General features: G+C 73.3%; 21 protein-coding genes. 10 read left to right on the forward strand and 11 right to left on the reverse strand.

Features of this window, described 5'->3' with window-relative positions:
• Positions 1-103 precede the first annotated feature (103 nt).
• Complete coding sequence (gene msrA, locus AB0E83_RS29455) at positions 104-763, forward strand: peptide-methionine (S)-S-oxide reductase MsrA (protein ID WP_362118402.1); 660 nt, start codon at positions 104-106, stop codon at positions 761-763.
• Positions 764-836: 73 nt separating this feature from the next.
• Here the strand turns inward: msrA and AB0E83_RS29460 are convergent, their stop codons facing one another.
• Both AB0E83_RS29460 and AB0E83_RS29465 read right to left on the reverse strand, forming a co-directional pair.
• Entirely contained in the window at positions 837-2,108 is a 1,272-nt protein-coding gene (locus AB0E83_RS29460; RefSeq protein ID WP_362118405.1) for an Ig-like domain-containing protein, read from the reverse strand.
• Positions 2,109-2,309: 201 nt separating this feature from the next.
• A complete protein-coding gene (locus tag AB0E83_RS29465; RefSeq protein WP_362118408.1) occupies positions 2,310-2,657 on the reverse strand; it encodes a hypothetical protein in 348 nt (115 codons plus the stop codon).
• A 139-nt stretch (positions 2,658-2,796) separates the two neighbouring features.
• On the opposite strand from AB0E83_RS29465, the gene AB0E83_RS29470 reads away from it, so the two are divergent.
• Positions 2,797-3,075, forward strand: coding sequence for a hypothetical protein (locus tag AB0E83_RS29470; RefSeq protein WP_362118411.1), 279 nt, complete (start codon positions 2,797-2,799; stop codon positions 3,073-3,075).
• A gap of 51 nt (positions 3,076-3,126) precedes the next feature.
• Here AB0E83_RS29470 and hutH read toward each other — a convergent pair whose 3' ends face one another.
• The 5 genes from hutH to AB0E83_RS29495 form a co-directional block, all read right to left on the reverse strand.
• Positions 3,127-4,668, reverse strand: a complete 1,542-nt coding sequence (gene hutH, locus AB0E83_RS29475; protein ID WP_362118472.1) for a histidine ammonia-lyase — start codon at positions 4,666-4,668, stop codon at positions 3,127-3,129.
• A 79-nt stretch (positions 4,669-4,747) separates the two neighbouring features.
• The gene (locus AB0E83_RS29480) at positions 4,748-5,881 is read right to left on the reverse strand and encodes a GGDEF domain-containing protein (protein WP_362118414.1); all 1,134 of its coding nucleotides are present in this window, start codon (positions 5,879-5,881) and stop codon (positions 4,748-4,750) included.
• Between the two features lie 92 nt (positions 5,882-5,973).
• Entirely contained in the window at positions 5,974-6,762 is a 789-nt protein-coding gene (locus AB0E83_RS29485) for an enoyl-CoA hydratase-related protein (protein ID WP_362118417.1), read from the reverse strand.
• 62 nt (positions 6,763-6,824) lie between these two features.
• Positions 6,825-8,000 (reverse strand): adenylate/guanylate cyclase domain-containing protein, encoded by a 1,176-nt coding sequence (locus tag AB0E83_RS29490; RefSeq protein WP_362118420.1) that lies wholly within the window; start codon positions 7,998-8,000, stop codon positions 6,825-6,827.
• 115 nt (positions 8,001-8,115) lie between these two features.
• Positions 8,116-8,967, reverse strand: coding sequence for a biotin--[acetyl-CoA-carboxylase] ligase (locus tag AB0E83_RS29495; RefSeq protein WP_362118423.1), 852 nt, complete (start codon positions 8,965-8,967; stop codon positions 8,116-8,118).
• Between the two features lie 134 nt (positions 8,968-9,101).
• Here AB0E83_RS29495 and AB0E83_RS29500 point away from each other — a divergent pair, with 134 nt between their 5' ends.
• Positions 9,102-10,715, forward strand: a complete 1,614-nt coding sequence (locus tag AB0E83_RS29500; protein ID WP_362118425.1) for an acyl-CoA carboxylase subunit beta — start codon at positions 9,102-9,104, stop codon at positions 10,713-10,715.
• 20 nt (positions 10,716-10,735) lie between these two features.
• A complete protein-coding gene (locus tag AB0E83_RS29505; protein WP_362118427.1) occupies positions 10,736-10,951 on the forward strand; it encodes an acyl-CoA carboxylase epsilon subunit in 216 nt (71 codons plus the stop codon).
• Between the two features lie 112 nt (positions 10,952-11,063).
• Here the strand turns inward: AB0E83_RS29505 and AB0E83_RS29510 are convergent, their stop codons facing one another.
• Positions 11,064-12,455 (reverse strand): MFS transporter, encoded by a 1,392-nt coding sequence (locus tag AB0E83_RS29510; protein WP_362118429.1) that lies wholly within the window; start codon positions 12,453-12,455, stop codon positions 11,064-11,066.
• Between the two features lie 35 nt (positions 12,456-12,490).
• On the opposite strand from AB0E83_RS29510, the gene AB0E83_RS29515 reads away from it, so the two are divergent.
• From AB0E83_RS29515 to AB0E83_RS29525, 3 genes are all read left to right on the forward strand, one after another.
• Complete coding sequence (locus AB0E83_RS29515) at positions 12,491-13,171, forward strand: TetR/AcrR family transcriptional regulator (RefSeq protein ID WP_362118432.1); 681 nt, start codon at positions 12,491-12,493, stop codon at positions 13,169-13,171.
• Positions 13,172-13,242: 71 nt separating this feature from the next.
• On the forward strand, positions 13,243-13,371 hold the full coding sequence (locus AB0E83_RS29520) for a hypothetical protein (protein WP_362118435.1): 129 nt from the start codon (positions 13,243-13,245) through the stop codon (positions 13,369-13,371).
• 13 nt (positions 13,372-13,384) lie between these two features.
• Entirely contained in the window at positions 13,385-14,005 is a 621-nt protein-coding gene (locus AB0E83_RS29525) for a nucleoside triphosphate pyrophosphatase (protein WP_362118438.1), read from the forward strand.
• A gap of 7 nt (positions 14,006-14,012) precedes the next feature.
• Here the strand turns inward: AB0E83_RS29525 and AB0E83_RS29530 are convergent, their stop codons facing one another.
• The gene (locus AB0E83_RS29530) at positions 14,013-14,495 is read right to left on the reverse strand and encodes a hypothetical protein (protein ID WP_362118441.1); all 483 of its coding nucleotides are present in this window, start codon (positions 14,493-14,495) and stop codon (positions 14,013-14,015) included.
• Between the two features lie 373 nt (positions 14,496-14,868).
• On the opposite strand from AB0E83_RS29530, the gene AB0E83_RS29535 reads away from it, so the two are divergent.
• The gene (locus AB0E83_RS29535; protein WP_362118443.1) at positions 14,869-16,623 is read left to right on the forward strand and encodes a biotin carboxylase N-terminal domain-containing protein; all 1,755 of its coding nucleotides are present in this window, start codon (positions 14,869-14,871) and stop codon (positions 16,621-16,623) included.
• A gap of 169 nt (positions 16,624-16,792) precedes the next feature.
• Here the strand turns inward: AB0E83_RS29535 and AB0E83_RS29540 are convergent, their stop codons facing one another.
• On the reverse strand, positions 16,793-17,755 hold the full coding sequence (locus tag AB0E83_RS29540; protein WP_362118446.1) for a DeoR/GlpR family DNA-binding transcription regulator: 963 nt from the start codon (positions 17,753-17,755) through the stop codon (positions 16,793-16,795).
• A 212-nt stretch (positions 17,756-17,967) separates the two neighbouring features.
• Positions 17,968-19,407, reverse strand: a complete 1,440-nt coding sequence (locus tag AB0E83_RS29545; RefSeq protein WP_362118449.1) for an NAD(P)H-quinone dehydrogenase — start codon at positions 19,405-19,407, stop codon at positions 17,968-17,970.
• 276 nt (positions 19,408-19,683) lie between these two features.
• On the opposite strand from AB0E83_RS29545, the gene AB0E83_RS29550 reads away from it, so the two are divergent.
• A complete protein-coding gene (locus tag AB0E83_RS29550) occupies positions 19,684-20,121 on the forward strand; it encodes a gamma-glutamylcyclotransferase (protein ID WP_362118452.1) in 438 nt (145 codons plus the stop codon).
• 200 nt (positions 20,122-20,321) lie between these two features.
• Entirely contained in the window at positions 20,322-21,125 is an 804-nt protein-coding gene (locus tag AB0E83_RS29555) for a purine-nucleoside phosphorylase (protein WP_362118455.1), read from the forward strand.
• Positions 21,126-21,279: the final 154 nt, after the last annotated feature.

Here is a 21,279-nt window from a genome sequence, read left to right on the forward strand (position 1 = left end):
TCCGGCGGGGGGGCCGGGCCCGGCGGGGCGGGCCGGGGGGGTAACCCCCGCCGGGCCCGCCGCGTTGTGAGGACTGTCGCCCGCCGCCGAGGAGAGATGCCGCATGTTCCTGTCCCGCACCCCCGTCCTGCCCGCCCCGGAGCAGGCCCTGCGCGGCCGCCCGGAGCCGGAGTTCTCCGTTCCCGAGCGCCACACGGTGCTCGGCAACCCGCTGCTCGGCCCGTACCCGGAGGGCCTGGAGGTCGCCGACTTCGGGCTCGGCTGCTTCTGGGGCGCCGAGCGGAAGTTCTGGCAGACCGACGGCGTCTGGACGACGCTCGTCGGCTACCAGGGCGGCTACACCCCGAACCCGACGTACGAGGAGGTCTGCTCGGGCCTCACCGGGCACACCGAGGTCGTCCGGGTCGTCTTCGACCCGTCGAAGGTGTCGTACGAGACGCTGCTGAAGGTCTTCTGGGAGGCGCACGACCCGACCCAGGGCTTCCGCCAGGGCAACGACGTGGGCACCCAGTACCGCTCCGCCGTCTACACCCACTCCCCCGCCCAGGCCGAGGCGGCGGAGGCCTCCCGTGCCTCGTACCAGAAGGTCCTGGCCGCCTCCGGCTACGGCGAGATCACCACGCAGATCCTCCCGGCCGCCGAGCGCGCCTTCTACCCGGCCGAGGGCTACCACCAGCAGTACCTGGACAAGAACCCGGCCGGTTACTGCGGCATCGGCGGCACGGGCGTCTCCTGCCCGATCGGCGTGGCGAAGGCGGAGTAGCGCGGAAGAAGAAGAACGGCGAGAAGGCCCCCTCCCGGTGCGGGAGGGGGCCTTCTCGTGGGGCGCGCGCGGATCAGAGGGCCGAGCCGGCCTTCCAGGCCGACCAGTCCATGTTCCAGCCGTTGAGGCCGTTGTCGGGGGCGATCGTCTTGTCCTTGGAGTTCTTGACGATGACGACGTCGCCGGTGATCGACTGGTCGTAGAACCAGGCGGCGGCCTGGTTGGGGTCGCCGGCGCCCTTGACGTCGGCGAGGCCGATGCAGCCGTGGCTGGTGTTGACGTTGCCGAAGATGGAGCGGGCGCCCCAGTAGTTGCCGTGGATGAAGGTGCCCGAGGTGGACAGGCGCATCGCGTGCGGCACGTCCTTGATGTCGTACTCGCCCTTGCCGTCGGAGTCGGTGAAGCCGACGGTGGCGCCGTTCATCCGGGTCTCCTTGAACTTCTCGGAGATCACCATCTCGCCGTTGTAGGTGGTGTTCTCCGGGGAGCCGGCGGAGATCGGGATGGTGCGGATCACCTTGCCGTCGCGCTTGACCGTCATCGTCTTGGCGGCGACGTCGACGGTGGAGACCTGGCTGCGGCCGATCTTGAAGGTGACGGTCTTCTGCTGGACGCCGAAGACGCCGTCGGCGCCCTCGACGCCGTCGAGGTCGAGCTTGAGGGTGACCGTCGAGCCGGCCTTCCAGTAGTCGTCCGGGCGGAAGTCGAGGCGGGTCGAGTTGAACCAGTGCCCGACGACCTCCTGGCCGGAGCTGGAGGAGACCTCGATGCCGCTCTGGACGGCCTTCTTGTCGGTGATCGCCTTGTTGAAGTTGATCGAGACCGGCATGCCCACGCCGACGGTCGAGCCGTCCTCGGGGGTGAAGTTGCCGATGAAGCTGTTCTCCTTCGACACGGTGGTGAAGGAGGAGTTCTCGTGCGCCTCCAGGCCCGCCGCGTCGACGGCGGTGGCGGCGATCTTGTAGACGGTGGCGCGCTCCAGCTGGCCGCTCGGCTTCCAGGAGAGGCCGTCCGCGGCTATCTCGCCCTCGACCTCGGTGCCGTCCGCCGCGGTCATGGTGACCTCGGTGAGCTTGCCCTCGGTGACGGCGACCTTGGCGTCGTTGTTGATGGAGGCGTTCTGCGCGCCGTTCTCCGGCGAGATGGTGATCTGCGCCTTGGAGGTCTTCTGCTCGGCCGCCTCGTCGACCTGCGCCTGTGACGGGGCGGTCGGGGAGCCGGACGCCGCCGAACCGGACGCATCGTCGTCGTTGCACGCCGAGAGCACGAGTACGCCGCTGAGCACCGCCGCCGCCGCGACCAGGCTCCTGCGCCGCTTGCCGACCGTCATCACACGCTTCTCCATCGTCGCCGATTCCCTGTCAATCCATCAGAACGCCCATGACACCCCGTCCGGTTCCGGAAGCGGAGGGTTTGTGGGGAAGACCACTGACCGCCACTGTTCGACACGTCCGTACGGAGCGTCCGGTTCCCGGGCGGGCGCGCCCCGGCGCGCCGCGGCCCCGGGACGCCGTCCCGGGGCCGCGGGCAGGGCGGTCAGCGCGCCCTACGGCCGGTCGTCGTCTTCCTCCGCCCCATCTTCCTCGTCGAGCTCCCACTCCATCGCATCGGGGTCGTACTCGATCTCCTCGCTGCTCCAGGCGGCCTGGACCAGCTCGACGCCGGGCAGGTCGCGGACCAGGTCGAAGGGCTCCACGAGGTAGGAGAGGGCCTCGGAGGGGTCCTCCTGGACAGCGGCGCGGGCGTGGGCGCGCTCCTCGGCCGGCATGAACTCGTCGCTGTCGATCCGCTCCTCGGCGGCGGCGGTCAGGCCGGCCGGTCCGTCGATCTCCAGGACGATGTCGACGCGGAGACGGACGTGGCGGGTGGTGTCGGTGGTTTCGGGGGTGCTCATGGCTGGGAGCGTAGGGTCTGCCCGGGCCCGGCTTTCCCGCGACCCGCTGGGTTCACTAGCATCTGCGCACCGCGGGCTTCCCGCCGCGTTTCCCCCCGCGCCGTCCGCGGGGCTTTCCGTGAGGGAGAACGAGATCCACGTGTCCGCCGCCCGACGCACCCTGCTGACCGCCACCGCGGCGGGGACCCTGCTGTGCGCCCTGTGGTTCGTCCCCTCGGCGAACGCCTCCGACGGACCGGCCGGGGCGGCCGTGCCGGGCGGGAGCGGGACCTCCGCGCCGCTCGGCCACGGGGACCGGCTGGCCGACACGGGGGCGGGGCCGGACACGACCGCGTACCTGCTGGGCGGGACGGGGTTCCTCGGGGTGGGCGCGGGGTTCGTGGCACTGGCGATGCGCCGGCACGGACGCGCCTCCTGAGCCGGTGCGCAGGGGCCGCCCCCGGCGGGGCGGCCCTCCGTGCGGCGGGGGTCAGGCCAGCGGGCCGGTGACCGGCTCGACGGCGGCGACCAGGCGGCCCTCGCGGACGAAGGCGTCGGCGGCGGCCAGGTCGGGCGCGAGGAAGCGGTCCGGGCCGGGGCCGGCGACGCCGGCGGCGCGCAGCGCGTCGATGGCGGCCCGCGAGGCGGGGGCGGGGGTCAGGCCCTCGCGCAGCTCGATGCCGCGGGTGGCGGCGTACAGCTCGACCGCGATGATCCGGGCGAGGTTGCCGACGGCGGTGCGCAGCTTCCGCGCGGCGGACCAGCCCATGGAGACGTGGTCCTCCTGCATCGCCGAGGACGGGATGGAGTCGGCGGAGGCCGGGACGGCGAGCCGCTTCATCTCGCTGACCAGGGCGGCCTGCGTGTACTGGGCGATCATGAGGCCCGAGTCGACGCCGGCGTCGTCGGCGAGGAACGGCGGCAGGCCGTGGCTGCGGTTCTTGTCGAGGAGCCGGTCGGTGCGGCGCTCGGCGATGGAGCCGAGGTCGGCGGCGGCGATGGCGAGGAAGTCGAGGACGTACGCGACGGGCGCGCCGTGGAAGTTGCCGTTGGAGCGGACCTCGCCGTTGCCGAGGACGACCGGGTTGTCGACGGCGGCGGCCAGTTCGCGCTCGGCGACGAGCAGGGCGTGGGCCATGGTGTCGCGGCCGGCGCCGGCGACCTGCGGGGCGCAGCGGATCGAGTAGGCGTCCTGGACACGGGGGGCCTCGCCGGCCTGGAAGTGGCCGGTGAGGCCGGAGCCCTTGAGGACGGCCAGCATGTTGGCGGCGGAGGCGGCCTGGCCCGGGTGGGGGCGGATGGCGTGCAGCTCGGGTTCGAGGACCTTCTCGGTGCCGAGGAGGGCTTCGAGCGAGAGCGCGGCGGTGACGTCGGCCGACTTGTAGAGGACGTCGAGGTCGGCGAGGGCCATGATCAGCATGCCGAGCATGCCGTCGGTGCCGTTGAGGAGGGCGAGCCCCTCCTTCTCCTTGAGCTCGACGGGCGCGATGCCGTGCTCGGCGAGGAGGTCGCCGGCGGGCCGCACGGTGCCGTCGGGGCCCTCGGCGTCGCCCTCGCCCATCAGCGCGAGGGCGCAGTGGGAGAGCGGGGCGAGGTCGCCGGAGCAGCCGAGGGAGCCGTACTCGTGGACGACGGGGGTGATGCCGGCGTTGAGGACGTCGGCCATGGTCCGCGCGACCTCGGGGCGGACGCCGGTGTGCCCGGAGGCGACGGTCTTGAGCCGCAGGAACATCAGGGCGCGGACGACCTCGCGCTCGACGCGCGGGCCCATGCCGGCGGCGTGCGAGCGGACGATGTTCCGCTGGAGCTGCGCGCGCAGCTCGTGGTCGATGTGCCGGGTGGCGAGCGCGCCGAAGCCGGTGGAGACGCCGTAGACGGGCTCGGGCTTGGCGGCGAGCGCGTCGACGACGGCGCGGGAGGCGGCGAGCGCCGCGACGGCCTCCTCCGACAGCTCGACACGGGCGCCGTGGCGGGCGACGGCGATGACGTCCTGCGGGGTCGTGCCGGACGTGCCGAGAACGACTGTCTGCATATCCATATTCAGCACCCTACGGATTGAAGACCGACCTGTCACTAGGCAATCTGTCACCGTCCCCCACCGGGGCGGCCCCTTACGGTTCCGGTGGGAGCTCCACCGTCGGGGCGTCGCGGAAGCGGCGGCGGTCGCGGCCGCCGGGCGGGGCGTCGGCCAGCCGGACGACGGTCCCGTCCCGGCCGGCCACCACCGGTTTCGCGGAGCGGGCGGCCTTGGCCCGGTACTGGGCGGCGTCGGCGAGGCGGAAGAGGCGGCGGGCCGACCTGAGGGGGCCGATGGGGTCGCCGGTGGAGGCGACCCCGCAGGCCACGCCCTCGCCCAGCTCCAGCTCGGCCGCGCGCACGCACAGCTCCTCCGCCGCAGCGACCACCTCGTCGGCGCTCGGGCCGACCGTCAGGAGGCAGAACTCGTCGCCGCCGAGACGGGCCGCGAGGGCGCCGGGGAGGCGGGCGCCGCAGCGGGAGAGGACGGAGCCGAAGCGTTCGAGGAGGCGGTCGCCGACGGCGTGGCCGTGGGTGTCGTTGACCCGCTTGAGGCCGTTCAGGTCGCAGACGACGAGGCTGACGACCGAGCCGTCCGCGCGGTAGCGCTCGATGGCCTCGTCCAGGCGGGCGTCGACCGCGCGGCGGTTGGCGAGGCCGGTGAGCGGGTCGGTGAAGGCGAGCTTGCGGACCTCCTCCAGGCGCTCGGCCTGGGCGATGCCGGCCGCGACGACCGCCGCGAGGACGGTGGCGAAGTCCGCGTCGGCCTCGGCGAAAGGTTTCGCCCCGGCGGGCCGGGCCACGTACAGCTCGCCCCAGGCCCGGCCGTGCAGCACGATCGGGGCGACCACGCAGCAGCAGCGGCCGCGCCGCCGCAGCCCCTGGACGCGACCGGTGGCGACGGGCGCGTCGGCGGACTCCAGCCAGGCGTGCGGCCCGGCGCCCACCGTCCACCGCTCGTGCAGGAACTCGGTGATCTCGGGGAACTGGTGGACCGGATACGTCTCCGCGTCCGGGAACTCCTCCTCGCCGACCGCCCGCTCCCCGGCGTTCACGAGGACCCGCAGCCGCCCGTGGTCCCGCTCCCAGACCGAGAGGGCGCCGAAGCTCCCGCCCAGTCCGGCGCAGGCCCCGAGCGCCGCGGCCCGCCAGAACTCGCGCGGCGTGTGGGCCGCCGCCATCCCCTGTGCCAGCGCCACCACGGCCCGCAGCCGCACGTCCTCTCCCATTTCTCCAGCTTAGGGATGTTTGATCCGTTTTCCCCTCCGAGACGTCACAGAAAGTGACATTTCGTCTAAAATCGAATCATTCGGTCACCCGGTCACTCGCCGGGCCACTCCGGCTTCCGCTTCTCGTTGAAGGCGGCGACGCCCTCGGCGCGGTCGCCGGAGAAGGCCACCGAGCGCCAGGCCGCGTCCTCGACCTCCAGACCGGCCCGCAGGTCGAGGCCCTGCCCCAGCCGCATGGCCTTCTTCGCGGCCCGCAGGCCGACCGGCGAGTGCGCGGCGATGCGTCCGGCGAGCTCCAGGGCGGCCGTCCGGGCGTCCTCCGCCACCAGGTCCACCAGGCCCAGCTCCGCCGCCTCGGCGGCCTCCACCCGGCGGGCCGTGAAGACCAGCTCGGCGGCGCGCGCGGCGCCCACCCGGCGCGGCAGCAGCTGCGTACCGCCGCCGCCCGGGATGACGCCGACGGAGACCTCGGGCAGGCCGACGACGGTCGTCGCGTCGGCGACGATCAGGTCGCAGGAGAGCGCCAGCTCGTACCCGCCGCCGAGCGCGAAGCCGTGCACGGCCGCCACGGCCGGCATGGGCAGCTCCAGGACGCCGGTGTAGGCCGCGCGGGCGGTGGGCCGCTGGCGGACGAGGTCGGCGTCGGTGAAGGAGTTGCGCTCCTTGAGGTCGGCGCCGACGCAGAAGGCCCGGTCGTTCGAGGAGGTCAGGACGGTGACGCGGACGTCCCGGTCGGCGGCGAGCGCGGCGCAGGCGGCGCCGATGGAGCGGGCCATCTCGGAGGAGACCGCGTTCATGGCCTTGGGCCGGTCGAGGACCAGTTCCGCGACGTGACCGTCCTTCCGGACCGCCACGAACTCACCAAAGCGCTGCTCGGACATGACCGCACACCCTCCCGGTTCGGACCTGTTAACGGGTGTTAACAGGTGTTCACCGGGAGATCCTAGGTCGGACGGCGGCCCAGGAGCCAGGGCTCCACGACGCCGAGACCGCGGACCGACCGCTGCCACATGGGCTGGAGCGCGAAGCGGTACGCCCGGGGGGTCCGGCCCTCCTTCTCGGCGCGGGCGGCCTCCTCCGCCGCCTCGGCCTCCGAGACGGGCACGTCGCCGGTGCGGGTCAGCTCCTCGGCGAAGGCGCTGTCCACCAGCACGGCGTCCTTCGGCGCTATCGAGGTGAGCCGGCTGGCCAGGTTCACGGTGGTGCCGAAGACGTCGCCCATCCGGGTCGTCACGGTGCCGAAGGCGATGCCGACCCGGAGCGCCGGCATGGTCTCGTCCTGGCTGAGGGTCTCGATCAGCCGGAGCGCGATCTCGGCGGCGATGCCGGCGTCGTCCGCCGCGTACAGCACCTCGTCGCCGAGGGTCTTGATGAGCCGGCCGCCGTGCGCGGCGACCAGGTCGGCGCAGGTGGTCTCGAAGGCCTCGACCAGTTCGCCGAGTTCCTCCTCCTCCAGGCGGCGGGTGAGGCGGGTGAAGCCGACGAGGTCGGCGAAGCCGACGGCGAGGCGGCGGTCCACCATCTCCTCGTCGTCCGCGGCCTGCACGACCCGGCCGGTGGCGGCCGCGAGCTGCCGCCGCCACACGTAGATGAGGAACTCCTCCAGTTCCGGCAGGAGCAGCTCGACCAGGGGATACGTCACCTCGGTGCGGGTCATGCCGGGCTCGGGCGGCTCGGTCAGGCCCTCCAGGAAGGAGTCGATCTGCCATTCGGCCAGTCGGGCGGTGGTCTGCCCGGTGGAGCGGGCCACCTGCACCGCCATCGGCTCGCTGAGCAGCCCCGCCTCGACGAGGCCGGCGAGCCGCCGCAGGGCGAGCACGTCGGCCTCGGTGAGCGCCTTGGCCTGGCCGATGTCGGCGAAGCCCATGGCCCGCCAGAAGCGCGAGGCCAGCTCCATGGAGACGCCCGCGGTGCGGGCGGCCTGGAAGGGGGTGTAGCGGCGGTCGGCGCCGAGGATGAGCTGTTCGAGGCGGATGGCGAGCGGGTCGTCGGTCGGCTCGGCCGTGTGGTCGACGGCGTGGTGGGGGGTCGGGTACGCCGAGGGCTCGGCGGATCCGGCGGCCCCGGGCTGCTCGGGCTCCTCCCGTTCGCCGCCCGTGTTCGCGTCGTCGACGGTCACCGGCCGCCTCCTGCCCGTTCCCTGCCGCTGCCCACTGTCCTGCCGATCTGTTCGCCTGGATCGCGCTCCACGATACGACAGGTGTGGGCTGGCTCACGCCGGAACGGCCGGGGGATCAGTCCGTCGCGCGCAGGTGGACGATGTCGCCGGCGCCGACCGCCTCCGTGCCGCCGCCCTCGGTGGCGACGACCAGGCGCCCGTCGCCGTCCAGCGCGACGGCCTCGCCCTCCAGCATCCGCTCGCCCGGCAGGTCGGCGCGGACCCGGCGGCCGAGGGTGGCGCAGCCGGCCGCGTAGGCCGCCTGGATCCCGGACGCCTCGGGGTCGCCGCCGGCCCGCGTCCAGGCGCCGTACCAGTCGGCGAGGGAGCGCAGGACGGCCCGCAGCAGGGTGTCGCGGTCGGTGGAGACGGCCCCGGCGAGGAGGAGGGAACCGGCGGCGGGGACGGGCAGCTCGTCCTCGCGCAGGGAGACGTTGACGCCGAGGCCGACGACGACGCCGTCCCCGCCGGCCCGCTCGGCGAGGATGCCGCCGGCCTTGCGCTCCTCGCCCTTCACCGACACCAGGAGGTCGTTGGGCCACTTGAGGGAGAGGTCGACGCCGGCGGCCTTCACCAGGCCGGTGGCGGCGGCCACGCCGGTGAGCAGCGGCAGCCAGCCGAGCCGGTGCGCGGGAACGTCCGGCTTGAGGAGCACGGAGAGGAAGAGTCCCGAGCGGGCGGGGGCGCTCCAGGTGCGGTCGAGCCGGCCGCGTCCGGAGGTCTGCTCCTCGGCGACGAGGACGGCCCCCTCGGGGAGTTCGCCGGCGCGGGCGGCGAGGTCGGAGTTGGTGGAGCCGGTGGAGGGGACCACGTCGAGGGAGGTCCACAGGCCGTCCGGCAGGAGGAGGGCCTGGCGCAGGGCGCGGGCGTTGAGCGGGGGTCGTTCGAGGTCGGACCAGGGTCCGCCGGATGCGTGGGAGGACGTCATGCAAGCCAGACTAGGTGTGGGATAGACCGCACTGCGCAGCCGTATCGGCGCCGATACGCTACGGGGCAAGAGGCCGTCAGTAGCCCATTCGCAGTCAACGAACCCCCCGTGACCAGGCAGGGAGCCGCATCCCGATGTCCGAGCCGGCAGAGCAGTACGAGATCGACATTCACACGACCGCGGGCAAGATCGCGGACCTCAGGCGCCGTATCGACGAGGCCACGCACGCCGGCTCGGAGCGCGCGGTGGAGAAGCAGCACGCCAAGGGCAAGCTGACCGCGCGCGAGCGGATCGCCCTGCTGCTCGACGAGGGCTCCTTCGTGGAGCTGGACGAGCTGGCCCGGCACCGGTCCACCAACTTCGGCCTGGAGAAGAACCGTCCGTACGGCGACGGCGTCGTCACCGGCTACGGCACGGTGGACGGCCGTCCGGTCGCCGTGTTCTCGCAGGACTTCACGGTCTTCGGCGGGGCGCTGGGCGAGACGTACGGCCAGAAGATCATCAAGGTGATGGACTTCGCGCTGAAGACCGGCTGCCCGGTCGTCGGCATCAACGACTCCGGCGGCGCCCGCATCCAGGAGGGCGTGAGCGCGCTGGGCATGTACGGCGAGATCTTCCGCCGCAACACCCACGCGTCCGGCGTGATCCCGCAGATCTCGCTGGTCGTGGGCCCGTGCGCGGGCGGCGCGGTGTACTCCCCCGCGATCACCGACTTCACGGTGATGGTCGACCAGACCTCGCACATGTTCATCACGGGTCCGGACGTCATCAAGACGGTGACCGGCGAGGACGTGGGCTTCGAGGAGCTGGGCGGCGCCCGGACGCACAACGCGACCTCGGGCGTGGCGCACCACATGGCGGGGGACGAGAAGGACGCCATCGAGTACGTGAAGCAGCTGCTCTCGTACCTGCCGTCGAACAACCTCTCCGAGCCGCCGGCCTTCCCGGAGACGGCGGACACCGAGGTGTCGGGCGAGGACCTGGAGCTCGACGCGCTGATCCCGGACTCGGCGAACCAGCCGTACGACATGCACAAGGTCATCGAGCACGTCGTGGACGACGGCGAGTTCCTGGAGACGCAGGCGCTGTTCGCGCCGAACATCCTGACCGGCTTCGGCCGGGTGGAGGGCTTCCCGGTCGGCGTCGTCGCCAACCAGCCGATGCAGTTCGCGGGCTGCCTGGACATCGACGCGAGCGAGAAGGCCGCGCGGTTCGTGCGGACCTGCGACGCCTTCAACATCCCGGTCCTGACCTTCGTCGACGTGCCGGGCTTCCTGCCGGGCGTGGACCAGGAGTACGGCGGCATCATCCGGCGCGGCGCCAAGCTGATCTACGCGTACGCCGAGGCGACGGTCCCGCTGATCACGGTCATCACCCGCAAGGCGTTCGGCGGCGCGTACGACGTCATGGGCTCCAAGCACCTGGGCGCCGACCTGAACCTGGCGTGGCCGACGGCGCAGATCGCGGTCATGGGCGCGCAGGGCGCGGTCAACATCCTGCACCGCAGGACGATCGCCGAGGCGGAGGCGAACGGCGAGAACGCCGAGGAAGCTGCGGCGGTGCGGGCGCGGCTGATCCAGGAGTACGAGGACACCCTGCTCAACCCGTACATCGCGGCCGAGCGCGGGTACATCGACGGGGTGATCCTGCCGTCGGACACCCGCCCGCAGATCGTGAAGGGCCTGCGTCAGCTGCGGACCAAGCGGGAATCCCTGCCTCCGAAGAAGCACGGCAACATCCCGCTCTAGCCCTCGGGAGGGACAGCACGATGATCAAGGTCGTACGAGGCAACCCGACGCCCGAGGAGCTGGCCGCCGCACTGGCGGTGGTCCAGGCCCGGGCCGCGGCCACGGCGGCGGCGGCGGCCGCCTCCGGCGGCGGCCCGGCGGTACCGGAGGGCTGGTCGGACCCGTCGCGGATCGCGCGTTCGGTGCGCCACCGCCCGGGCCCGCGGGCCTGGGCCCGGTCCTACTGGCCGGTCTGAGCGGCACGACGTGGAGGAAGGCCGGACCCCTTGTGCGGGGGGTCCGGCCTTCGCCGTGTCCGCGGGAAGGCCGGCCCCGTCGTGCGCGGGGCCTGGTCTTCGCCGTGCCCGGTCAGCGGCGCTTCAGGAGGAGCGCCGGGACGAGGGCGGCCACGAGGACGAGCGCCGCGTTGACGAGGACCGCGCGGCCGATGCCGTCCGGGAGGGTGGCGGCGGTGACGACGACGGCGCTCATCACCGGGGTGCCGAGGGTGATGCCGATCTGCTGGGTCATGGTGGCGATGCCGGTGGCCATGCCCTGCTCGGCGTCGGGCAGGCCCGAGGTGGCGGTGACCATGAAGCCGACGATGGCGAGCATGTTGCCGACGCCGCCGGCGAAGGTGGCCGCGAGCAGCAGTCCGTACGTGCTCCGGTCGTCGCCGATGCCGAGGAGGGCGAGGGTGGCGGCGGCCTGGAGGAGCCCGCCGGCGACGAGGGCGGCGCGGGGCGAGAAGCGGCCGATGAAGCGGGGGGCGAGCAGGCCGCCGAGGACGGTGCCGGCGCCGAGGACGCCGAAGGAGAGGCCGGCGGCGAGCGGGGAGAAGCCGAGCACGTCCTGGAGGTGCAGGGTCATCAGGAAGACCAGCGAGGTCTCGGTGGCGAAGGCGGCGAGGCCGGCGAGGTTGCCCCAGACGACGGTGCGGCGCCGCAGGACCCGGAGCGGGACGAGGGGCGCGGCGGCGCGCCGCTCGACGAAGGGGAAGGCGGTGAGCAGGACGGCGGCCGCGGCGAGGGCGACGAGGGCGCCGGGGTCGGTCCAGCCGTGGGCGCCGGCGGCGGTGAGGCCGTGGACGAGGGCGAGGAGGCCGCCGGTGACGGTGACCGCGCCGGGCACGTCGAGCCGGGGCCGGACGGCGGGGCGGCTCTCCTCGAGGACGGCGGGGGCGACGAGGAGGACGGCGAGGGCGACCGGCACGTTGATGAGGAAGGCCCAGCGCCAGGAGAGCAGGTCGGTGAGGACGCCGCCGAGGACGGCGCCCGTGGTGAAACCGGCGGACATCAGGGCGCCGTTGAGGCCGAGGGCCCTGTCGCGGAGCGGGCCCTCGGGGAAGGCGGAGGTGAGGAGGGAGAGGCCGGCGGGGGTGACGGCGGCGGTGGCGAGCCCCTGGGCGACGCGGGCGGCCATGAGGAGTTCGGGGGTGGTGGCGAGGCCGCCGGCGAGGGAGGCGGCGCCGAGGACGGCCATGCCGGCGAGGAAGACGCGGCGGCGGCCGAGGAGGTCGGCGAGGCGGCCGAAGAGGAGGGTGAAGCCGGCGGCGGCGAGGGCGAAGGCGGTGGCGATCCACTGGAGGCCGCCGAGGGTGAAGCCGAGTCCCTCGCCGATGACGGGCAGGGCGACGTTCAGGATCGAGAAGTCGACGGCGAGCATGAACTGGGCGACGAGGAGGACGACGAGGACGAGCCGTGTCCGGCCGTCCGTGCGCGGGCGCGGGGCCGGAGCGGGCGGGGCGTCGAGGGCAACCATGGCGGACCCCTTAATGGGAGACTGGTTCCGTTAAGATGAACGAGACCGTAGCAGACCGAAGCTACTTAACGGAACAGGAGACCCATTTGAGCGAGAGCAGCGGGACGCCGGCCCCGTCGGCCGTACCCGGCACCCAGCGCCCCGGAGGCCGTACCGCCAAGGTGCGCCGGGCGGTCCTCGACGCCACCGGGGAGGCGCTCGCCGCCGGCGGCTTCCACACCCTGAACCTGGACCGGATCGCCGCCGCCGCGGGCGTCGGCAAGACCACCGTCTACCGCCGCTGGGGCTCCCCCGTCGGCCTGGTCGCGGACCTCCTGGCCGACATGGCCGAGCAGTCCGTGCCGGCCGCCGACACCGGCAGCCTCGCGGGCGACCTGCGGGCCAACGCCGCCCTCGTGCGGGAGACCCTCACCGACCCCCGGATGGGCGCCGTCTTCCGGGCCGTCATCGCGGCCGCCGCCTGCGACGGGGAGTGCGCCCGGGCGCTGAACGGCTTCTACCGCACCCGGCTGGCCGCGTGGGCCCCCGTCGCGCGGCGGGCGGAGGCCCGCGGCGAACTGCCCCCCGGCACCGACCCGCTGGAGCTGCTGCGGGCGGTCTCGGCACCGCTCTACTACCGCTTCGCCGTCACCCACGAGGAGCTGACCGAGGCCGACGCCGAACGGGCCGTCACGGCCGCCCTGGCCGCCGCCGCGGCGGGCGCGTACGCCGGCTGAGGGCGCCGCCCGGGGAGGCTTGAGTATCCGTACTCAGGCGCCCCGGCCGCCCCGGCGGCAGGATCGACGGCATGCTGTGGTCCGACCCCGAGAACAAGCCGCCGAAGTTCCTGCGCGAGGCGCAGGCGATGATGCGCAGATCGGGTGTGCTCCTGGCGCTGGCCATGGTCGTCCTGATGCTCGTGATGGGCGCGCGCTGAGTACGCTGCCCCCATGACTGCTGATCACCCGGCCGGCGCCCCGCGCCGCCTCGTCCTCGCCTCCGCCTCCCCCGCCCGGCTCGGTCTGCTCCGCCAGGCCGGCCTCGCCCCCGAGGTGATCGTCAGCGGCGTGGACGAGGACAAGGTCCACGCCCCGACCCCGGCGGAGCTCGCGCTGACGCTCGCGGAGGCCAAGGCGGCGCACGTCGCGGCCCGCCCGGAGGCGAGCGGTGCACTTGTGATCGGCTGCGACTCGGTCCTGGAGCTGGACGGGAAGGCGCTGGGCAAGCCCGCCGACGCGGCCGAGGCCACCGCCCGCTGGCGGGAGATGCGCGGCAGGGTCGGCATCCTCCAGACGGGCCACTGCGTCTACGACACGACGGCCAAGCGGTACGAGTCGGCGACGGCCTCGACGGTGGTGCGGTTCGGCGAGCCGACCGACGAGGAGATCGCGGCGTACGTGGCGAGCGGCGAACCGCTGCACGTGGCGGGCGCGTTCACGCTGGACGGCCGGTCGGCGCCGTTCATCGAGGGCATCGACGGCGACCCGGGCAACGTGATCGGCCTGTCGCTGCCGCTGCTGCGCCGGCTCCTGGCCAAGCTGGACGTGGGGATCACCGAGCTCTGGGCCTGAGCCCCCGTCAGGCCGTCGCGGCCCCCGCCGCCCCGGGACCGCCGGCCCGCTCCGGGGCGCCGTTCCCCTCCGGGCCGCCGGCCTCCTCGGCGGCGCCCGGCTCCTTCCCGTACGCCACCAGGGTGAGCACCACGAGCCCGACGACGGTCATGAGGAAGGCGAAGGCGCCCCAGCCGATCAGGCCGACCGCGACCGCGCCGAGGAGGGCGTGGACGACCGCGCAGCCGATGAGCAGTCCCCGGCCGAACCGGCCGGGGCGGCGGTCGCGGAGGCCCGCGAGGAGGGCGACGAGGCCGCAGAGCGCGAGGGCGAGGCCGGAGGCGACGCCGAGGGCCCAGGTGCCGGTGACCATGTGGTCGGGGTCGAGGCCGTCGAGGGACATCGACTGGATCTCCACGAAGCGGGCCATGAGCGCGTTGAGTCCGACGATCGCGGGCGCCTCCACGAGGAGGACGACGGCCGTGACGAGAGCGATCGGTCTGCGGGCCACCTCGGCCACCCCCTGGATTCGCCTGTTACCGACAGTACGGTCAACTCCGCGAAGGCTACTGGCCGGTAAACGTCCGGACAAGAGTTCGCGCGCCATGGCCGAAGGTCGACGGTCCGGCAAAGAATCACTGGCCCATTCGTAGGATCTCCACAAAGAAACGCGAACGGCGACTGGCTCCACGAACAGAGACCTGCGCCACACCTCAGAGCTACTGTGCCGTCAAGGAACCCTGCGTACCGTGGTGCGACAAGGGATTTCACGACCCGAGCGACCTTCGACCACGACCCCATGTGGGAAAGCTCACCATCGGGGACGGGTCGAGGGGCCGTGTCGGCAGTCCCTAAACTCAGCTTGTTTCAAGGAGGGAGCCATCGTGCGCAAGGTGCTCATCGCCAACCGTGGCGAAATCGCTGTTCGTGTCGCCCGTGCCTGCCGGGATGCCGGGATCGCCAGCGTAGCCGTCTACGCCGATCCGGACCGGGACGCCCTGCACGTCCGCGCGGCCGACGAGGCGTTCGCCCTGGGCGGTGACACCCCGGCCACCAGCTACCTGGACATGGCCAAGGTGCTCCAGGCCGCGAAGGACGCCGGCGCCGACGCCGTCCACCCCGGCTACGGATTCCTCTCCGAGAACGCGGAGTTCGCCCAGGCCGTCCTCGACGCCGGCCTGACCTGGATCGGCCCCCCGCCGCAGGCCATCCGCGACCTCGGTGACAAGGTCGCCGCCCGGCACATCGCCCAGCGCGCCGGCGCCCCGCTGGTCGCGGGCACCCCCGACCCGGTCTCCGGCGCCGACGAGGTCGTCGCCTTCGCGGAGCAGCACGGCCTGCCGATCGCGATCAAGGCCGCGTTCGGCGGCGGCGGCCGCGGCCTGAAGGTCGCCCGCACCCTCGAAGAGGTCCCCGAGCTCTACGACTCCGCCGTCCGCGAGGCCGTCGCCGCCTTCGGCCGCGGCGAGTGCTTCGTCGAGCGCTACCTCGACAAGCCCCGCCACGTCGAGACCCAGTGCCTCGCCGACCAGCACGGCAACGTCGTGGTCGTCTCGACCCGCGACTGCTCGCTGCAGCGCCGCCACCAGAAGCTCGTCGAGGAGGCCCCCGCGCCGTTCCTGACCGAGGAGCAGAACAAGCAGCTGTACGCGGCCTCCAAGGCGATCCTGAAGGAGGCCGGCTACGTCGGCGCCGGCACGGTCGAGTTCCTGGTCGGCCTCGACGGGACGATCTCCTTCCTGGAGGTCAACACCCGTCTCCAGGTGGAGCACCCGGTGACCGAGGAGGTCACCGGCATCGACCTGGTGCGCGAGATGTTCCGGATCGCCGACGGCGAGGAGCTGGGCTACGGCGATCCGGAGATCCGGGGTCACTCCTTCGAGTTCCGCATCAACGGCGAGGACCCGGGCCGCAACTTCCTCCCGGCCCCCGGCACCGTCACCCTCTTCCAGCCGCCGACCGGCCCGGGCGTCCGCCTGGACGCGGGCGTCGAGTCCGGCTCGGTCATCGGCCCCGCCTGGGACTCGCTCCTCGCCAAGCTGGTCGTCACCGGCGCCACCCGCGAGCAGGCGCTCCAGCGCGCCGCCCGCGCGCTCGCCGAGTTCAAGGTCGAGGGCATGGCCACCGCCATCCCGTTCCACCAGGCCGTCGTGGTCGACCCGGACTTCACCGCCGACCCGTTCCGCGTCCACACCCGGTGGATCGAGACGGAGTTCGTCAACGAGATCAAGCCGTTCGCCCCGGCGGGTGCCGACGCGGAGGAGGACGAGGCCGGCCGCGAGACCATCGTGGTCGAGGTCGGCGGCAAGCGCCTGGAGGTCTCCCTCCCCTCGTCGCTCGGCATGAGCCTGGCCCGCACCGGTCTGGCCGCCGGCGCCAAGCCCAAGCGCCGCGCCGCGAAGAAGTCCGGCCCGACCGCCTCGGGCGACACCCTCGCCTCCCCGATGCAGGGCACGATCGTCAAGGTCGCGGTCGAGGAGGGCCAGGAGGTCAAGGAGGGCGACCTGATCGTCGTCCTGGAGGCCATGAAGATGGAGCAGCCCCTCAACGCCCACAAGTCCGGCACCGTCACGGGCCTGACCGCCGAGGTCGGCGCGTCGGTCACCTCCGGCGCCGGCATCTGCGAGATCAAGGCCTGACGGCCCGTCCGCCCGGATGCTCGGAAGAAGGGCCCGCAGGCAGCCGCCTGGGGGCCCTTCGCCGTACGCACCGGGGTGCGGCGGACGAGGGGCGGCGGCTCACCGCGTACGGGCGGGCGCGGGCCGTACGGGTAACAGGTGCGGGGCGGTACGGAGGCGGGTCACGGGCTCAGCGCCGACGGAGGTCCGCGACGCGGGCCGTCCGCTCCAGCGGCTCGGCGCCCATCCCGGGCCCGGGGCCGCGGAACTGACCGGACGGCATCCGGCCCCCGCGCTGGACGGGCAGCGGCATCTCGCGGCGGCCCCGGACGCCCGGGGGGAGCTGCTCGCCGGCGGGCGCGCCGCCCTGCCCGGTGCCGGCCACCGCGATCTGCACGCCCTGGTCGGCGAGGGCCTGGAGCTCGGTGGCGGCCCGCTCGTCGTGCGGCGGGGGCTCGTCGGTGACCAGGCGGGTGATCACGTCCGTCGGCACCGTCTGGAACATGGTGTCGGTGCCGAGCTTGGTGTGGTCGGCGAGGACCACGACCTCGGCCGCCGCCTGCACCAGCGCCCGGTCCACGCTCGCGGAGAGCATGTTCGAGGTGGAGAGGCCGCGCTCGGCGGTGAGACCGCTGCCGGAGAGGAAGGCGCGGGAGACGCGCAGCCCCTGGAGCGACTGCTCGGCCCCGCTGCCCACCAGGGCGTAGTTGGAGCCGCGCAGGGTGCCGCCGGTCATGACGACCTCGACCCGGTTGGCGTGGGCGAGGGCCTGGGCGACGAGCAGCGAGTTGGTGACGACGGTGAGGCCGGGCACCCGGGCGAGCCGGCGGGCCAGCTCCTGGGTGGTGGTCCCGGCGCCGACGACGATGGCCTCGCCCTCTTCGACCAGGCTCGCGGCGACGTCGGCGATGGCCGTCTTCTCCGCGGTCGCGAGATGGGATTTCTGCGGGAAGCCGGACTCTCGCGTGAATCCGCCCGGCAGCACCGCACCGCCGTGCCGGCGGTCGAGGAGTCCTTCTGCCTCCAGGGCCCGTACGTCACGGCGCACGGTCACTTCGGAGGTCTGGACGACGCGGGCGAGCTCGCGGAGCGACACGGCCCCATTGGCTCGCACCATTTCGAGGATCAACTGGCGACGTTCTGCAGCGAACACGAAACTGACAGTAACGTGGGCGGCCGATGCTTTTCAGCACTATGCGCCGGATTGCGGAAGATGCACACAGGCGGGGCTCCCAAGTGGTATGGAGAGCCCCGTCATTGATCCGTTTTGCGCCCCGGCTATGCCCCGTCTTGCCGGGGGTTGTCCGAGTCGGCGAACCGTTCCCGCAGGCGGGGACGGTGATCGCCGTCCGGGTCCGCGGGGTGTCAGCCCTCGCCCGTGGTCTTTCGGGTGTGCAACTGCCGTGCCACTTCCGCGATCGAGCCCGACAGGGAGGGGTACACGGTGAAAGCATTTGCGATCTGTTCGACCGTCAGATTGTTGTCGACCGCGATCGAGATCGGGTGGATCAGCTCGCTCGCCCGGGGGGCGACGACACAGCCGCCGACCACGATGCCGGTGCCGGGGCGGCAGAAGATCTTCACGAAGCCGTCCCGGATGCCCTGCATCTTGGCGCGGGGGTTGCGCAGCAGCGGCAGCTTGACGACCTTGGCGTCGATCTTGCCGGCGTCGACGTCGGCCTGGGTGTAGCCGACGGTGGCGATCTCGGGGTCGGTGAAGACGTTCGAGGAGACCGTCTTCAGGTTGAGCGGGGTCACCGCGTCGCCGAGGAAGTGGTACATCGCGATCCGGCCCTGCATGGCGGCGACCGAGGCGAGCGCGAAGACGCCGGTGACGTCACCGGCCGCGTAGACGCCGGGGGCGGAGGTGCGGGAGACCTTGTCGGTCCAGATGTGCCCGGAGTCCTTGAGCCGGACCCCGGCCTCCTCCAGGCCCATCCCGGCGGTGTTCGGGATGGCGCCGACGGCCATCAGGCAGTGGGTGCCGGAGATGACCCGGCCGTCCGCGAGGGTGACCTCGACCCGGTCGCCGACCCGCTTGGCGGACTCGGCGCGGGAGCGGGCCATGACGTTCATGCCGCGGCGGCGGAAGACGTCCTCCAGGACCGCGGCGGCGTCCGGGTCCTCGCCCGGGAGCACCCGGTCGCGGCTGGAGACGAGGGTGACCCGGGAGCCGAGGGCCTGGTAGGCGCCGGCGAACTCGGCGCCGGTCACACCGGAGCCGACCACGATGAGCTCCTCCGGGAGCTCCTTCAGGTCGTAGACCTGCGTCCAGTTCAGGATCCGCTCGCCGTCCGGCTTGGCGTCGGCCAGCTCGCGCGGGTGGCCGCCGGTCGCGATCAGGACGGCGTCGGCGGTCAGCGTCTCCTCGCTGCCGTCGGCGGCCGTCACGATCACCTGGCGGGAGCCGTCCAGGGCCTGCCGGCCGTCGAGCCGGCCGCGGCCGCGCAGCACCCTGGCGCCCGCGCGGGTGACGGAGGCGGTGATGTCGTGCGACTGGGCGAGCGCGAGCCGCTTCACCCGTCGGTTGACCTTGCCGAGGTCCACGCCGACGACGCGGGCGGCCTGCTCGATGTGCGGGGTGTCGTCCGCGACGATGATGCCCAGCTCCTCGTAGGAGGAGTCGAAGGTGGTCATCACCTCGGCGGTGGCGATCAGGGTCTTGGAGGGCACGCAGTCGGTCAGGACGGACGCGCCGCCGAGGCCGTCGCAGTCGACGACGGTCACCTCCGCGCCGAGTTGGGCGCCCACCAGGGCCGCCTCGTATCCGCCGGGTCCGCCGCCGATGATCACGATCCGGGTCACTGGGATCTACGCCTCGCGCTCTCGTTCTGCCGGGGGTGTGCGGCCCCCGCTGGGCTGCAGTGCGTACGCCATTGTCCCGCACGCTTCAAGTGCGTACCCCATTCTCCCGCACGCGGCGGAGTCCCTCGCGCCGGGGCCCTCCCCGGCCCCGGGAAATCTCCCGGAGGACCGCCGGGAGACCGCCGGCCGGGCCCCCGGGCGGACCGGCGGGACCCTCCGCCCGGCCCCACCTCGGCGTTCTCCGGGCACCCCGGTCCCTCCCGTACCCTCGGTCCCATGTCGCTCTACGCCGCTTACGCCGGCAACCTCGACGCGCGGCTGATGAGCCGCCGCGCCCCGCACTCCCCGCTGCGCGGCACCGGCTGGCTGAACGGCTGGCGGCTCACCTTCGGCGGGGAGCAGATGGGCTGGGAGGGGGCGCTGGCCACCCTCGTGGAGGCCCCGCGCCAGCAGGTCTTCGTGGCGCTGTACGACATCGCCCCGATGGACGAGGACTCCATGGACCGCTGGGAGGGCGTCGGGCTCGACATCTACCGGCGGATGCGGGTCCGGGTGCACACCCTGGACGGTGAGGAGCCGGCCTGGGTGTACGTGCTCAACGCCTACGAGGGCGGGCTGCCGTCCGCGCGCTACCTGGGCGAGGTGGCCGACGCGGCCGAGTCGGCGGGGGCGCCGCACGACTACGTGATGGAGATCCGCAAGCGGCCCTGTTGAGGCGGGGGCCGGTCCGGGGTCCCGGGGGCGGTGCGGTGGCGGTTCCGCCGGCGGTTTCGTCGGAAACGACAAGACAACGATCGCATGTCCGTCCGCGCCGTCATCTACGCGCGTAGGAATTCTCCGGCTAGGCTTCTTCGCGAACGAATTCCGTCCGGGGTCACCGCCCTCGGACCCCCTCCCCGAGGCGAGAAGAGCCAGTGAACGCTACTGCCACCCCGTACGAGGCCGCCGAGTCCGCCGCCGCGCGACTGCGCGAGCTGACCGGAGTCGAGAACCACGACGTCGCCCTGGTCATGGGCTCCGGCTGGGCGCCGGCCGTCGACGCCCTGGGCGCGCCCGAGGCCGAGTTCCCCGTCACCGAGCTTCCCGGCTTCCCGCCGCCGGCCGTCGAGGGCCACGGCGGCAAGGTCCGCTCGTACAAGATCGGTGAGAAGCGCGCCCTGGTCTTCCTCGGCCGCACCCACTTCTACGAGGGCCGCGGGGTCGCCTCCGTCGCGCACGGCGTGCGCACGGCCGTCGCCGCCGGCGTGAAGACCGTCGTCCTGACGAACGGCTGCGGCGGCCTGCGCGAGGGCATGCGCCCCGGCCAGCCGGTCCTCATCAGCGACCACATCAACCTGACGGCCGCCTCCCCGATCGTCGGCGCGAACTTCGTCGACCTCACCGACCTGTACTCGCCGCGGCTGCGGGCGCTGTGCAAGGAGGTCGACGCGACGCTGGAGGAGGGCGTGTACGTCCAGTTCCCCGGCCCGCACTACGAGACCCCCGCCGAGATCAACATGGTCCGCGTCCTGGGCGGCGACCTCGTCGGCATGTCCACCGTCCTGGAGGCCATCGCCGCGCGCGAGGCCGGCGCGGAGGTCCTGGGCATCTCGCTGGTGACCAACCTCGCGGCGGGGCTCTCGGGCGAGCCGCTGAACCACGAGGAGGTCCTGCAGGCGGGCCGCGACTCGGCCGCCCGGATGGGCGAACTGCTGACGCGGGTCCTGGACCGCATCTGATCCTTCCGGGGCCGTTCCCCCCGGGGCCCGGCGCTTCCCGGGCCCCGGAGCAGCAGGGGCCCCGGGCGTGGCGGGGGCCGCCGCGCGGGGCTCCTCCCCCGCCCCTTCCCGTGACCGGGCGGGGTCCGGGGCGGAGCCCCGGTTACGGGAAGGG

This window comes from Streptomyces sp. NPDC035033, from assembly GCF_040636735.1.
Taxonomy (GTDB): Bacteria; Actinomycetota; Actinomycetes; order Streptomycetales; family Streptomycetaceae; genus Streptomyces.

Excerpts from the sequence above, each read along its gene's own strand:
- msrA (WP_362118402.1), top strand. The coding sequence starts at position 104 with ATGTTCCTGTCCCGCACCCCCGTCCTGCCCGCCCCGGAGCAGGCCCTG.
- AB0E83_RS29460 (WP_362118405.1), bottom strand. The coding sequence starts at position 2,108 with ATGGAGAAGCGTGTGATGACGGTCGGCAAGCGGCGCAGGAGCCTGGTC.
- AB0E83_RS29465 (WP_362118408.1), bottom strand. The coding sequence starts at position 2,657 with ATGAGCACCCCCGAAACCACCGACACCACCCGCCACGTCCGTCTCCGC.
- hutH (WP_362118472.1), bottom strand. The coding sequence starts at position 4,668 with ATGCAGACAGTCGTTCTCGGCACGTCCGGCACGACCCCGCAGGACGTC.
- AB0E83_RS29480 (WP_362118414.1), bottom strand. The coding sequence starts at position 5,881 with ATGGGAGAGGACGTGCGGCTGCGGGCCGTGGTGGCGCTGGCACAGGGG.
- AB0E83_RS29485 (WP_362118417.1), bottom strand. The coding sequence starts at position 6,762 with ATGTCCGAGCAGCGCTTTGGTGAGTTCGTGGCGGTCCGGAAGGACGGT.
- AB0E83_RS29495 (WP_362118423.1), bottom strand. The coding sequence starts at position 8,967 with ATGACGTCCTCCCACGCATCCGGCGGACCCTGGTCCGACCTCGAACGA.
- AB0E83_RS29500 (WP_362118425.1), top strand. The coding sequence starts at position 9,102 with ATGTCCGAGCCGGCAGAGCAGTACGAGATCGACATTCACACGACCGCG.
- AB0E83_RS29505 (WP_362118427.1), top strand. The coding sequence starts at position 10,736 with ATGATCAAGGTCGTACGAGGCAACCCGACGCCCGAGGAGCTGGCCGCC.
- AB0E83_RS29510 (WP_362118429.1), bottom strand. The coding sequence starts at position 12,455 with ATGGTTGCCCTCGACGCCCCGCCCGCTCCGGCCCCGCGCCCGCGCACG.
- AB0E83_RS29515 (WP_362118432.1), top strand. The coding sequence starts at position 12,491 with ATGAACGAGACCGTAGCAGACCGAAGCTACTTAACGGAACAGGAGACC.
- AB0E83_RS29520 (WP_362118435.1), top strand. The coding sequence starts at position 13,243 with ATGCTGTGGTCCGACCCCGAGAACAAGCCGCCGAAGTTCCTGCGCGAG.
- AB0E83_RS29525 (WP_362118438.1), top strand. The coding sequence starts at position 13,385 with ATGACTGCTGATCACCCGGCCGGCGCCCCGCGCCGCCTCGTCCTCGCC.
- AB0E83_RS29550 (WP_362118452.1), top strand. The coding sequence starts at position 19,684 with ATGTCGCTCTACGCCGCTTACGCCGGCAACCTCGACGCGCGGCTGATG.